This window comes from Streptomyces thermolilacinus SPC6, from assembly GCF_000478605.2.
GTDB classification, from domain to species: domain Bacteria; phylum Actinomycetota; class Actinomycetes; order Streptomycetales; family Streptomycetaceae; genus Streptomyces; species Streptomyces thermolilacinus.
Genome location: NZ_ASHX02000001.1, coordinates 5,092,061 through 5,104,527 on the forward strand (window position 1 = coordinate 5,092,061; position 12,467 = coordinate 5,104,527).

12 protein-coding genes are annotated in these 12,467 nt (G+C 71.8%); 8 read left to right on the plus strand and 4 right to left on the minus strand.

Features of this window, described 5'->3' with window-relative positions:
* The first annotated feature begins 5 nt into the window (after window positions 1–5).
* The 8 genes from J116_RS21990 (at window position 6) to J116_RS22025 (ending at window position 7,682) form a co-directional block, all read left to right on the plus strand.
* Entirely contained in the window at window positions 6–1,217 is a 1,212-nt protein-coding gene (locus tag J116_RS21990; protein WP_023589242.1) for a phosphoglycerate kinase, read from the plus strand.
* A gap of 5 nt (window positions 1,218–1,222) precedes the next feature.
* On the plus strand, window positions 1,223–1,999 hold the full coding sequence (gene tpiA, locus J116_RS21995) for a triose-phosphate isomerase (RefSeq protein WP_023589243.1): 777 nt from the start codon (window positions 1,223–1,225) through the stop codon (window positions 1,997–1,999).
* A gap of 119 nt (window positions 2,000–2,118) precedes the next feature.
* On the plus strand, window positions 2,119–2,349 hold the full coding sequence (gene secG / locus J116_RS22000) for a preprotein translocase subunit SecG (RefSeq protein ID WP_028964386.1): 231 nt from the start codon (window positions 2,119–2,121) through the stop codon (window positions 2,347–2,349).
* Window positions 2,350–2,486: 137 nt separating this feature from the next.
* Window positions 2,487–2,822, plus strand: a complete 336-nt coding sequence (locus J116_RS22005) for an RNA polymerase-binding protein RbpA (RefSeq protein WP_003957010.1) — start codon at window positions 2,487–2,489, stop codon at window positions 2,820–2,822.
* A 210-nt stretch (window positions 2,823–3,032) separates the two neighbouring features.
* Window positions 3,033–4,688: a glucose-6-phosphate isomerase gene (gene pgi, locus J116_RS22010; RefSeq protein WP_028964387.1), complete on the plus strand. Its 1,656-nt coding sequence runs from the start codon at window positions 3,033–3,035 to the stop codon at window positions 4,686–4,688.
* Between the two features lie 4 nt (window positions 4,689–4,692).
* Window positions 4,693–5,193, plus strand: a complete 501-nt coding sequence (locus J116_RS22015; RefSeq protein WP_037946874.1) for a PH domain-containing protein — start codon at window positions 4,693–4,695, stop codon at window positions 5,191–5,193.
* Complete coding sequence (locus J116_RS22020; protein ID WP_023589247.1) at window positions 5,190–6,776, plus strand: PH domain-containing protein; 1,587 nt, start codon at window positions 5,190–5,192, stop codon at window positions 6,774–6,776. Before J116_RS22015 ends, J116_RS22020 begins: the two co-directional genes overlap by 4 nt.
* Before the next feature lie 57 nt (window positions 6,777–6,833).
* A complete protein-coding gene (locus tag J116_RS22025) occupies window positions 6,834–7,682 on the plus strand; it encodes a poly-gamma-glutamate hydrolase family protein (RefSeq protein WP_023589248.1) in 849 nt (282 codons plus the stop codon).
* A gap of 121 nt (window positions 7,683–7,803) precedes the next feature.
* On the opposite strand, the gene pgl is transcribed toward J116_RS22025, so the two are convergent.
* Genes pgl through tal form a run of 4 tightly spaced genes read right to left on the minus strand, consistent with a single transcriptional unit; the run spans window position 7,804 to window position 12,437 of the window.
* On the minus strand, window positions 7,804–8,586 hold the full coding sequence (gene pgl, locus J116_RS22030; RefSeq protein ID WP_023589249.1) for a 6-phosphogluconolactonase: 783 nt from the start codon (window positions 8,584–8,586) through the stop codon (window positions 7,804–7,806).
* Entirely contained in the window at window positions 8,583–9,794 is a 1,212-nt protein-coding gene (gene opcA, locus J116_RS22035; protein WP_023589250.1) for a glucose-6-phosphate dehydrogenase assembly protein OpcA, read from the minus strand. Before opcA ends, pgl begins: the two co-directional genes overlap by 4 nt.
* Entirely contained in the window at window positions 9,791–11,314 is a 1,524-nt protein-coding gene (gene zwf, locus J116_RS22040) for a glucose-6-phosphate dehydrogenase (RefSeq protein WP_023589251.1), read from the minus strand. The genes opcA and zwf overlap by 4 nt, the downstream gene beginning before the upstream one ends.
* A 4-nt stretch (window positions 11,315–11,318) precedes the next feature.
* Window positions 11,319–12,437, minus strand: coding sequence for a transaldolase (gene tal / locus J116_RS22045; RefSeq protein WP_023589252.1), 1,119 nt, complete (start codon window positions 12,435–12,437; stop codon window positions 11,319–11,321).
* Window positions 12,438–12,467 lie beyond the last annotated feature (30 nt).

Here is a 12,467-nt window from a genome sequence, read left to right on the forward strand (position 1 = left end):
CACCGATGCAGACGATCGACACACTTCTCGAGCAGGGGGTCGAAGGCAAGCGGGTCTTCGTCCGTGCCGACCTCAACGTGCCGCTCGACGGCACCACCATCACCGACGACGGCCGCATCCGTGCCGTCCTGCCCACCATCAAGGCACTCGTCGAGGCGGGCGCCAAGGTCGTCGTGGCGTCCCACCTGGGCCGCCCCAAGGGCGCCCCGGACCCGGCGTTCTCGCTGCGCCCCGCCGCCGAGCGCCTCGGCGAGCTGCTCGGCGCGCCCGTCGCGTTCGCGGGCGACACGATCGGCAGCGAGGCCCACGACGCGGTGGGCGGCCTCCAGACCGGTCAGGTCGCGGTCATCGAGAACCTCCGCTTCAACGCGGGCGAGACGTCCAAGGACGACGCCGAGCGCGCCGAGTTCGCCGCCCGCCTCGCCGCCCTCGCCGACGTCTACGTCGGTGACGGCTTCGGCGCCGTGCACCGCAAGCACGCCTCGGTGTTCGACCTGCCGAAGCTGCTGCCCTGCTACGCCGGTCACCTCATCGCCACCGAGGTCGGCGTCCTGAAGAAGCTGACCGACGACGTCAAGCGGCCGTACGTGGTCGTCCTGGGCGGCGCCAAGGTCTCCGACAAGCTCGGCGTCATCGACCACCTGCTGGAGAAGGCCGACCGCATCCTGATCGGCGGCGGCATGGCGTACACCTTCCTCAAGGCCAAGGGCCACGAGGTCGGCATCTCGCTGCTCCAGGAGGACCAGATCCCGGCCGTCCTGGACTACCTGGACCGCGCGGAGAAGCGCGGCGTGGAGTTCGTCCTCCCCGTGGACGTGCTGGTCTCCGCCGAGTTCCCGGACCTGAGGACGAAGGCCCCGGCCAATCCCACCACCGTCGCCGCGGACGCGATCCCCGCCGACCAGGAGGGCCTCGACATCGGCCCGAAGACCCGCGAGCTGTACGCCTCGAAGCTCGCCGACGCCGCGACCGTCTTCTGGAACGGTCCGATGGGCGTCTTCGAGCACCCCGACTACGCCCAGGGCACCAAGGCCGTCGCCCAGGCGCTCGTCGACTCCCCGGCCTTCACGGTCGTCGGCGGTGGCGACTCCGCCGCGGCCGTCCGGATCCTGGGCTTCGACGAGAACGCATTCGGCCACATCTCGACCGGCGGCGGCGCCAGCCTCGAATACCTCGAGGGCAAGACGCTTCCCGGCCTCGCCGCACTGGAGGACTGAACACCGTGACCACCCGCACCCCGCTGATGGCGGGCAACTGGAAGATGAACCTCAACCACCTCGAGGCCATCGCGCACGTCCAGAAGCTCGCCTTCGCCCTCACCGACAAGGACTACGAGGACGTCGAGGTCGCCGTCCTGCCGCCCTTCACCGACCTGCGCTCCGTGCAGACCCTGGTGGACAGCGACAAGCTGAAGATCAAGTACGGCGCGCAGGACCTGTCCGTGCACGACTCCGGGGCGTACACCGGTGAGATCTCCGGCGCCATGCTCGCCAAGCTGCGGTGCTCCTACGTCGCCGTGGGCCACTCCGAGCGCCGCCAGTACCACGGCGAGACCGACACGACCTGCAACGAGAAGGTGAAGGCCGCGTTCCGGCACGGCGTGACCCCGATCCTCTGCGTCGGCGAGGGCCTCGACGTCCGCAAGGCCGGCGACCAGGTCGCCTACACGCTCGCCCAGCTCGACGGCGGCCTCAAGAGCATTCCCGCCGAGCAGGCCGAGACGATCGTCATCGCGTACGAGCCGGTGTGGGCCATCGGCACCGGCGAGGTCGCCACCCCCGAGGACGCGCAGGAGGTGTGCGGCGCCATCCGCGGCCGCCTCGCCGAGCTGTACTCGCAGGAGCTGGCCGACAAGGTCCGCATCCAGTACGGCGGCTCCGTGAAGTCCGGCAACATCGCCGCGATCATGGCGCAGCCCGATGTGGACGGCGCCCTGGTCGGCGGGGCCGCGCTGGACCCGGAGGAGTTCGTCAAGATCGTCCGCTTCCGCGACCAGTGAGTATGCGGTAGAGCGGAATCGTCGTACCCTTGCGGGGGCCCGGGGCTCTGGGTGAGCCCGGGCCCCCGTCGTCCATCCAGTCCGAGAGAATTGCCAGGAAGTAGGGTCCAGCCGTGATTATGGGGTTCTCGATCGCCCTGATCGTGTTCAGCCTGCTGCTGATGCTGCTGGTGCTGATGCACAAGGGGAAGGGCGGCGGTCTCTCCGACATGTTCGGTGGCGGTATGCAGTCCTCCGTCGGTGGCTCCTCGGTCGCCGAGCGCAACCTCGACCGCATCACCGTCGTCGTCGGCCTGCTCTGGGTCGCCTGCATCGTCGTCGTGGGGCTGCTCGTCAAGCTGGACGGCTGACCGGCCGTTCCCCGGCCCGCCGTCCCGGCGTCCCGCGTCCGCGTCCCGGCGGCGGGGTAACTCCCGTCACTGGACGCGCGTTGGGCCTTACGTAGACTGGGGCATCCTCGAGCACCATCACGCAGGGAGTGACGACCGTGGCAAGTGGCAACGCGATCCGGGGAAGCCGGGTCGGGGCGGGGCCGATGGGGGAGGCCGAGCGCGGCGAGTCCGCACCCCGGCTCCGCATTTCCTTCTGGTGCTCCAACGGGCACGAGACACAGCCGAGCTTCGCCAGCGACGCACAGGTCCCCGACACGTGGGACTGCCCCCGGTGCGGCTTCCCGGCAGGTCAGGACCGGGACAACCCGCCGGACCCGCCGCGCACCGAGCCGTACAAGACGCACCTGGCGTACGTCAGGGAGCGACGCAGCGACGCGGACGGCGAGGCGATCCTGGCCGAGGCGCTGGCCAAACTGCGCGGCGAGATCTGAGTTCCGGCACCCCACGGCACAGCACGGGCCCTGCCCGCGAGACCACCACGGTCTCCGCGAGCGGGGCCCTCTTCGTTCTCCTGTGGACAACACGCCCACCCCGCCAACTCCGACCTGTGGACAAGTCGGTGGGAGGGGGGCAGATCAATTAGGTTGGAGGGGCAGCGGGGCAAGCAGGCAGGTACGAGAAGAAGTGGGCTGATGTCCAACATGAACGCAGAAAGCAGCCGCCCGAGGCTGACCCGGATGCCGGAGTGGGCCGCCCTGGCGGAGCACCGCGAGCGGTTCGGCACGACCCATCTGCGCGAGCTGTTCGCCGCCCGGCCGACGCGCGGCACCGACTACACCCTGCGGGTCGGCGACCTGTATCTGGACTACTCCAAGCAGCTCGTCACGGACGAGACCCTGACGCTGCTGCGCCGGCTCGCCGAGGCCACCGGCGTCGCGGAGCTGAGGGACGCCATGTTCCGCGGCGAGAAGATCAACACGACGGAGCACCGGGCCGTCCTCCACACCGCGCTGCGCGCCCCGCGCGACGCCGTCGTCGAGGTGGACGGGGAGAACGTGGTCCCCGGTGTGCACGCAGTCCTCGACCGGATGGCCGACTTCTCGGAGCGCGTCCGCTCCGGCGCCTGGACGGGCCACACCGGAAAGCGCATCAGGAACGTCGTGAACATCGGCATCGGCGGCTCCGACCTCGGCCCCGCCATGGCGTACGAGGCGCTGCGCGCCTACACACACCGCGACCTGACGTTCCGTTTCGTCTCCAACGTCGACGGCGCCGACCTGCACGAGGCGATCCGCGACCTGGACGCGGAGGAGACGCTCTTCATCATCGCGTCCAAGACGTTCACCACCATCGAGACCATCACCAACGCGACGTCCGCCCGCGAGTGGCTGCTCGGGGAGCTGAAGGCAGGCCAGCAGGCCGTCGCCCGGCACTTCGTGGCCCTGTCCACCAACGCCGGGAAGGTCCAGGACTTCGGCATCGACACGGCGAACATGTTCGAGTTCTGGGACTGGGTCGGCGGGCGCTACTCGTACGACTCCGCCATCGGCCTGTCCCTGATGATCGCCATCGGCCCGGACCGGTTCCGCGAGATGCTCGACGGCTTCCATCTGATGGACGAGCACTTCCGCACCGCCCCGCCGGAGGAGAACGCCCCGCTGCTGCTGGGCCTCCTCGGCGTCTGGTACGGCGCGTTCTTCGACGCCCAGTCGCACGCGGTGCTGCCGTACTCGCACTACCTTTCCAAGTTCACCGCGTACCTCCAGCAGCTCGACATGGAGTCGAACGGCAAGTCCGTGGACCGCGACGGGCAGCCGGTCGAGTGGCAGACCGGCCCGGTCGTCTGGGGCACGCCGGGCACGAACGGGCAGCACGCCTACTTCCAGCTGATCCACCAGGGCACGAAGACGATCCCGGCCGACTTCATCGGCTTCGCCAAGCCCGTCGGGGACCTGCTGCCGCACCTCGTCGCCCAGCACGACCTGCTGATGGCCAACTTCTTCGCCCAGACGCAGGCCCTGGCCTTCGGCAAGACCGCCGACGAGGTGCGGGCGGAGGGCGTGCCCGAGGAGCTGGTGCCGCACAAGACGTTCCACGGCAACCACCCGACGACCACGATCCTCGCCGACGAGCTGACCCCGTCCGTCCTGGGCCAGCTGGTCGCCCTGTACGAGCACAAGGTGTTCGTCCAGGGCGCGATCTGGAACATCGACTCCTTCGACCAGTGGGGCGTCGAGCTGGGCAAGGTCCTCGCCAAGCGGATCGAGCCCGTCCTGACGCAGGGCGTCGGCGGCGAGGGCCTCGACAGCTCCACGGCGGCCCTGGCCGCCGCCTACCGGGCGCTGCGGGCGGGGTGACGTGATGCGGGGGGAGAACGGGGTGCGGCTGCGGCCGCCGAGGAACACGCTCGACGAGCGGGCCGTCGCCTGGTGGCGCGCGCAGTGGCTGCTGACGACGGCCGTCCCGACGGTCGTCCTGGCCGTGCTGGGCGCCTTCCTGGAGCCCGCCCGGGCCTGGCTGCTCGCGGCCGCCGGAGCGGTCGCCGCGATGGGACTCGTGTGCACCGCGTTCTTCCCCCGCTGGTGGTTCCGGGTCCACCGGTGGGAGGTGACGGACGAGGCGGTCTACGTCCGCACCGGTTTCTTCTGGCAGGAGTGGCGGATCGCCCCCATGTCGCGCATCCAGACCGTGGACACGGTCCGCGGGCCCCTGGAGCAGGCGTTCCGGCTCGCCACGGTCACGGTCACCACGGCCTCCGCCAAGGGCGCGGTCACCATCGCCGGACTGGACCACCGTCTGGCCGCCGACCTCGCCGAGCGCCTGACGCTGATCACCCGCGGCACCCCGGGAGACGCGACATGACCACCCCGCACGGCGCGGCGGCCCCCGACGGCCGGGACGCCCCGCGCGCTGCCGCCGCCGACAGCCGGGACGCCTCGCCCCGTCCTGGTGAGTGGCGGGGGCTCGATCCTCGGACGGCGGTGGTCACCGGGGCCGCCGGGGCCGGATTCGCGGCCGGTGGCGCCGTACCGGCGTTCCTCGGGCTGACCGGGCCGCTGGGGGTGCCGGGGGCGCTGCTCGTGGTGGTCGCCGGGTTCCTGCTGCTCGTCGCGGGCGGGGTCGCCCTCGAGTACGTTCGGTGCCGCCGCACCCGGTACCGCGTCGGGGACGAGCGGGTCGAGCTCCAGTCGCGGCTGTTCGTCCTCGACCGGCGCCGCTCCCTGCCCCGCGAGCGCATCCGCAGCGTGGACCTGACGGCCCATCTGCTGCTGCGCCTCCTCGGCCTGGTGAAGGTTCGCATCGGCACGGGCGAGAGCACCGGCGGCGCCGAGTCCACCCTGGAGCTGCACGCCGTCGGCCGAGCCGAGGGGGAGCGGCTGCGGCGCGAACTGCTGCGCCGCGCCGCCGGACCGGACACGACGGCCCGCCACGACGGCGAGCTCGCCGTGCTCGACCCGGCCTGGATCAGATACGCGCCGGTGTCGTTCGTCGCGCCGCTCCTCGGCGGTGCGGCGGTCGGCGGTGTGATGCAGGTCAGCGAGTGGTTCGGGGTGCAGGGCGAGGTCATCGACCGGGTCGGCGACCTGTTCCGGCAGACGCCGGTCGTGTGGATCGTCGTCACGCTCGCCGCCGCCGCGCTCCTCGCCGGGGTCGTCGGCGCGCTCGCCCTATGGGTCGAGATGTGGTGGAACTTCCGGCTGGAGCGCGAGCCCGGCGGCACGCTGCGGGTGCGGCGCGGGCTGCTCACCGCGAGGTCCCTGTCCATCGAGGAGCGGCGGCTGCGCGGCGTCGAACTGGTCGAGCCGCTCGGCATCAGGCTGTTCGGGGCCGCGCGGATTGACGCCGTCGCCACGGGCCTCGCCCAGGGCTCCGACGACAAGCACGACACGCACAAGTCGCTGCTGCCCGCCGTGCCCCGCCGGGTGGCCGACGAGGTCGCCGCCCGCGTGCTGCGCGAGCCCGCACCGCCCACCGGCGCCCCGCTCACCCGCCACCCACGGGCGGCCCGCGCGCGGCGGCTGCGCTGGGCGACAGGTGCCGCGCTGGTGCCCGCCTTCGTCCTCGCCGTGCTCGGCGCCGCGCTGGACGTCCGCGCCCTGCTGTACGCCGCCGGGGCGACGGCCCTGCTGCTCGTGCCGTGCGCCGTGCTCCTCGCCCTCGACGCGTACCGGAACCTGGGGCACGGCATATCCGGCGGCTACCTGGTGGCGCGGTCCGGGACGGTACGCCGCTCGACCGTGGCCCTCCAGCGCGGCGGCGTCATCGGGTGGACGCTCAAGCAGTCGTACGCCCAGCGGCGCGCCGGGCTGCTGACGCTCACCGCGACCACGGCGGCGGGCGACGGCGCCTACGACGTGTACGACACGGACGAGAGCGAGGGCCTGCGCTTCGCGGCCGCCGCCGTACCGGGGCTCCTGGAGCCGTTCCTCGAACCGGCGGAGTGACGCGGCGGCACGGGGCCGGAATGGTCACCTCCGCCCGTCGTTGGCGACCATGGCCGGATGACGCACACAAGCCGACGTACCGTCCTCACCGCGCTCGCCACCGCCGCCGTCGCGGGGCCGCTGGTGGGCACCGTGGCCGCCGCACCGGCCCACGCCACCGACGAGTTCGACCTGTACACCTCCAACACCGACCTGTACACCAAGCTGGCCGGGCAGGAGGGCACCGAGTTCGCCCGCCGCTACAAGCGGCACGAGCTCCTCGACCACAGCTACACCGACAGACACCCCTACAACCGCACCACCGTCCTCGCCATGCACGGCGGCGGCATCGAGATGGGCACGTCCGAACTGTGCTTCGGCATAGCCGGATACCACCCCGCCACCCTCCAGCCCCTCGACGACGGCCTCGGCGTCCACGACTACTGGATGTTCGAGGGCCTGCGCAGCTCCAACAACCGCGAGCTGCACGTCACCGCCAAGAACAACGACGACCACGTCTGTCAGTCGATGGTCCGCTCCAGCCTCAACGTCCTCAGCCTGCACGGCTGCACGGCCGCCCAGGCCCACACGGCCAACCCCCAGGCGGTGGTGGTCGGCGGGCTCAACGAGCGGTTCAAGTCCCTGCTGAAGGCGGAGTTCGACCGGGTGGGCATCGCCTGGAAGGACGGCAACGACCCGGAGGTCCGCGACCTGGCGGGCATCAACCCCGACAACCCCTGCAACCGCACGATGCTCGGCAAGGGCGGTCAGCTGGAGCTCACCACGGAGCTGCGCGCCGCGATGTTCTCCGTCAACACCCGCGCGGGACGCGCCGGCAGCACGACGCCGAAGTACTGGGACTTCGTCCGCGCCTGTCGCACCGCCGTCGCCAAGCTGCACCAGGGCCCCGACCAGGTCATCCTCTGACCTGACCCGGAACGGCGAAACACGGGAGGTTCCCCGAAGGCCCGGAACGGCCGGAGGCCCGGTCCGCGAACCCTCGCGGACCGGGCCTCCGCCCGTACTGTGCCGATCTGTTGACGTGCGGTCAGGCGGCTCCGACCGGGTACAGGTCGCGCGGCAGCCGGGCCGCCGCGGCCGTGTCCAGCAGCCACAGCGTCCGGGCCTGCCCGTAGGCGCCCGCCGCCGGGGCCTGCACCTCACCGGCGCCGGACAGGGCGACGGCCACGGCCTGCGCCTTGTCCTCACCGGCCGCCAGCAGCCACACCTCGCGCGCCGCCCGGACCGCCGGGAGCGTCAGGGAGATCCGGGTGGGCGGCGGCTTCGGCGCGCCGTGCACGCCCACCACCGTCCGCTCGGTCTCCCGCACGGCCGGGTGCTCCGGGAACAGCGACGCCACATGGGTGTCCGGGCCGACACCCAGCAGGAGCACGTCGAACCGGGGGACGGATCCCCGGTCCTCCGGGCGGGTCGCCTCGGCCAGCTCCTCCGCGTACGCGGCGGCGGCCGCGTCGGCGTCCGTCCCGTACGCGCCGTCCGCCGACGGCATCGGGTGCACCCGCGCCGGGTCGAGCGGCACATGGTCGAGCAGCGCCTCGCGGGCCTGGGTGACGTTCCGTTCGGGGTCGCCCTCGGGCAGGAACCGCTCGTCGCCCCACCACAGGTCGAGCCGCGACCAGTCGATCGCGTCCCGCGCGGGGGCCGTGCGGAGCGCGGCCAGCAGACCGTTGCCGTTGCGGCCGCCGGTCAGGACCACCGACGCGGAACCGCGGGCGGCCTGCGCGTCCACGATCCGGGTGACGAGCCGGGCGGCGGCGGCCTGCGCCATCAGCTCCTTGTCGCGGTGGACGACCAGCTGCGGTGCGTTCACTTGACGGCCGCCTTCTTCGCCGGGGCCTTCTTCGTACCGGACTTCGCCGGAGGCGCGGCAGCGGCGTCCGATGCGCCGGACGCACCGCCGTCGGCTTCCTCACCCGCGCCGGACGAGCCGGAGCCCGTGTCACCGGAGCCGGACCCGGAGCCCGTGTCACCGGAGCCCGACCCGGAGCCCGCGTCGCCGGACCCGGAGCGCCCGGCACCGGGGCTGGCGACACCGGACGCGGAGCCCCTGGCCCCCGACCCGGAGCCCTTGGCCCCGGAGCGTGCCGCCGCGCCCTCGCCCAGGCGCTCGACGCCGTACCGCAGCGCCGACGCGTACGTGTCGTCCGGGTCCAGCCGCCGCAGCTCCTCCGCGATCAGCTCGGCCGTGTCGCGCCGCTTCAGCGCCACCGCCCGGTCAGGCTGCCCCTGCACGCACAGCGTGGCGAGCGAACCGTCCGGCCGGTCCAGCACGATCGGTCCGCAGTCCGTCTCCAGCCGCACGGCGGTGAGGCCCGGCCCGGTGGACGCCATGCGGCGCACCGCGATCCCGAGCCGGTCCGCCAGCCACATGGCGAGCAGCTCCACGCTCGGGTTGAACTCCTCGCCCTCCACCTCGGCCGAGATGACCTGGCAGGCGACCTGGTCCAGCGCGGCGGCGAGCATCGAACGCCACGGAGTGATCCGGGTCCAGGACAGGTCCGTGTCGCCCGGCGTGTACGCGTCGGCGCGCGCCGCCAGCTCGCGGACCGGGTCCTCGGCGTTGTACGTGTCGGTCACCCGGCGCTGGGCCAGGGCGCCCAGCGGGTCGTTGGCCGGGTCGGTCGGCGCGTTGACCGGCCACCACACGACGACGGGCGCGTCGGGCAGCAGCAGCGGCAGCACCACCGACTGGGCGTGGTCGATGACCTCGCCCCGCAGGCGCAGGATGACCGTTTCGCCGGTGCCCGCGTCCGCCCCGACCCGCACCTCCGCGTCCAGCCGGGCCTTCGCCCGGTCGCGCGGCGAGCGGGAGACCCGCTTGATGACGACGAGCTTGCGCGAGGGGTGCTCGCGGGAGGCCTCATTGGCCGCCCGCAGCGCGTCGTACGCGTTCTCCTCGTCGGTGACGATGACCAGGGTCAGCACCATGCCGACGGCCGGGGTGCCGATGGCCCGCCGGCCCTGCACCAGCGCCTTGTTGATCTTGCTGGAGGTGGTGTCCGTAAGGTCGATCTTCATGGCCGGCGCCAGCTCCGTCCGTCTCGTGCGAGCATCTCGTCCGCCTCGACCGGACCCCACGTGCCCGCCTTGTACTGCGCGGGCCTGCCGTGCTGGTCCCAGTACTCCTCGATCGGGTCGAGGATCCGCCAGGACAGCTCGACCTCCTCCACACGCGGGAAGAGGTTCGCGTCGCCGAGGAGGACGTCGAGGATCAGCCGCTCGTACGCCTCCGGGCTGGACTCGGTGAACGACTCGCCGTACGCGAAGTCCATCGAGACGTCCCGGACCTCCATCGACGTGCCCGGCACCTTCGAGCCGAACCGCATGGTCACGCCCTCGTCCGGCTGCACGCGGATCACCAGCGCGTTGTGGCCCAGCTCCTCCGTCGCCGTGTGGTCGAACGGGGAGTGCGGGGCGCGCTGGAAGACGACCGCGATCTCCGTCACCCGGCGGCCCAGGCGCTTGCCCGTCCGCAGGTAGAAGGGGACACCGGCCCAGCGGCGGTTGTCGATCTCCAGCTTGATCGCGGCGTACGTGTCGGTCTTGGAGTCCGGGTCGATGCCCTCCTCCTCCAGATAGCCGACGGCCGGAGCGCCGCCCTGCCACCCGGCCGCGTACTGGCCGCGCACCGTCGAGGCGCCCAGGTCCTTCGGCAGCCGCACGGCGCCCAGCACCTTGGTCTTCTCGGCGGCCAGCGCGTCCGCGTCGAAGGAGGCGGGCTCCTCCATCGCGGTCAGCGCGAGCAGCTGGAGCAGGTGGTTCTGGATGACGTCACGGGCGGCGCCGATGCCGTCGTAGTAGCCCGCGCGGCCGCCGATGCCGATGTCCTCGGCCATGGTGATCTGCACATGGTCGACGTACGACCGGTTCCAGATCGGTTCGAACAGCGTGTTCGCGAAGCGCAGCGCCAGGATGTTCTGGACCGTCTCCTTGCCGAGGTAGTGGTCGATCCGGAACACCTGGTCCGGGGTGAACACCTCGTGGACGATCGCGTTCAGCTCCTGCGCCGACGCCAGGTCGTGCCCGAACGGCTTCTCGATGACCGCGCGCCGCCAGCACCCCTGCTTCTGCTCGGCCAGCCCGTGCTGCTTCAGCTGCTGGACGACCACGGGGAAGAACTTGGGCGGCACCGACAGGTAGAAGGCGAAGTTGCCGCCCGTGCCCTGCGCCTTGTCCAGCTCGTCCATCGTGGCCTTGAGCTGCTCGAACGCCGCGTCGTCGTCGAAGTCGCCCTGGACGAAGCGCATGCCCTGGATGAGCTGCTGCCAGACCTCCTCGCGGAAGGGCGTGCGCGCGTGCTGCTTCACGGCGTCGTGGACGACCTGCGCGAAGTCCTCGTCCGCCCACTCGCGGCGGGCGAAGCCGATCAGCGCGAAGCCGGGCGGCAGGAGCCCCCGGTTCGCCAGGTCGTAGACGGCGGGCATCAGCTTCTTCCGGGACAAATCGCCCGTGACGCCGAAGATCACCAGGCCCGACGGCCCCGCGATACGCGGGAGCCGTCGGTCCGCGGCGTCACGCAGCGGATTGCTGCTGTGCAAGGGTCTACGCCTCCGAAGGGGCGAGGCGCTTGAGCTCCGCCTCGGTCGACGCCAGCAGGTCGCTCCAGGACGCCTCGAACTTGCTGACGCCCTCGTCCTCCAGCAGCTGGACGACCTCGTCGTACGAGATGCCCAGCTTCTCCAGCGCGTCCAGGTCCGCACGCGCCTGCTCGTACGTGCCGGAGACCGTGTCGCCGCGGATGTCACCGCGCGCGGCGGTGGCCTCCAGCGTCGCCTCCGGCATCGTGTTCACCGTGCCCGGCGCGACCAGCTCGTCCACGTACAGCGTGTCCTTGTACGCGGGGTCCTTCACACCGGTCGAGGCCCACAGCGGACGCTGCTTGTTGGCCTGCGCCCGGTCCAGCGCCGCCCAGCGCTCGGAGCTGAAGACCTCCTCGTACGCCTCGTAGGCGAGACGCGCGTTGGCGAGGGCGGCCTTGCCGCGCAGCTCCTTCGCCTCCGGCGTGCCGATGCCGTCCAGCCGCTTGTCGATCTCGGTGTCCACGCGGGACACGAAGAACGACGCCACCGAATGGATCTTCGACAGGTCGAGGCCGCGCTCCTTGGCCTTCTCCAGACCGGCCAGGTAGGCGTCCATGACGGCGCGGTAGCGCTCCAGCGAGAAGATCAGCGTGACGTTGACGCTGATGCCCAGGCCGATCGTCTCCGTGATCGCCGGAATGCCCGCCTGAGTGGCCGGGATCTTGATGAGCGTGTTGGGGCGGTCCACCAGCCACGCCAGCTGCTTCGCCTCGGCGACCGTCGCCCGCGTGTCGTGCGCGAGACGCGGGTCCACCTCGATCGACACCCGGCCGTCCTGGCCCTGCGTCGCGTCGAAGACCGGGCGGAGGATGTCGGCGGCGTCCCGGACGTCCGCCGTCGTGATCATGCGGATGGCCTCCTCGACGGTCACCTTGCGGGCCGCGAGGTCGGTCAGCTGCACGTCGTAGCCGTGGCCCTCGGAGATGGCCTTCTGGAAGATCGACGGATTGGTGGTGACACCCACCACGTGCTGCTCGTCGATCAGCTCCGCCAGGTTGCCGGAGGTGATCCGCTTGCGGGACAGGTCGTCGAGCCAGATCGCGACGCCTTCGTCGGAGAGGCGCTTGAGTGCGTCTGTCATGAGGATTGCATCTCCTACTAGTGCTTGTGT

What these genes read in the sequence shown, in the direction of transcription:
- J116_RS22015 (WP_037946874.1), top strand. Translation starts at nt 4,693, where the DNA reads ATGCGGGGGGAGAACGGGGTGCGGCTGCGGCCGCCGAGGAACACGCTC.
- J116_RS21990 (WP_023589242.1), top strand. Translation starts at nt 6, where the DNA reads ATGCAGACGATCGACACACTTCTCGAGCAGGGGGTCGAAGGCAAGCGG.
- opcA (WP_023589250.1), bottom strand. Translation starts at nt 9,794, where the DNA reads ATGAAGATCGACCTTACGGACACCACCTCCAGCAAGATCAACAAGGCG.
- secG (WP_028964386.1), top strand. Translation starts at nt 2,119, where the DNA reads ATGGGGTTCTCGATCGCCCTGATCGTGTTCAGCCTGCTGCTGATGCTG.
- J116_RS22025 (WP_023589248.1), top strand. Translation starts at nt 6,834, where the DNA reads ATGACGCACACAAGCCGACGTACCGTCCTCACCGCGCTCGCCACCGCC.
- pgi (WP_028964387.1), top strand. Translation starts at nt 3,033, where the DNA reads ATGAACGCAGAAAGCAGCCGCCCGAGGCTGACCCGGATGCCGGAGTGG.
- J116_RS22020 (WP_023589247.1), top strand. Translation starts at nt 5,190, where the DNA reads ATGACCACCCCGCACGGCGCGGCGGCCCCCGACGGCCGGGACGCCCCG.
- tal (WP_023589252.1), bottom strand. Translation starts at nt 12,437, where the DNA reads ATGACAGACGCACTCAAGCGCCTCTCCGACGAAGGCGTCGCGATCTGG.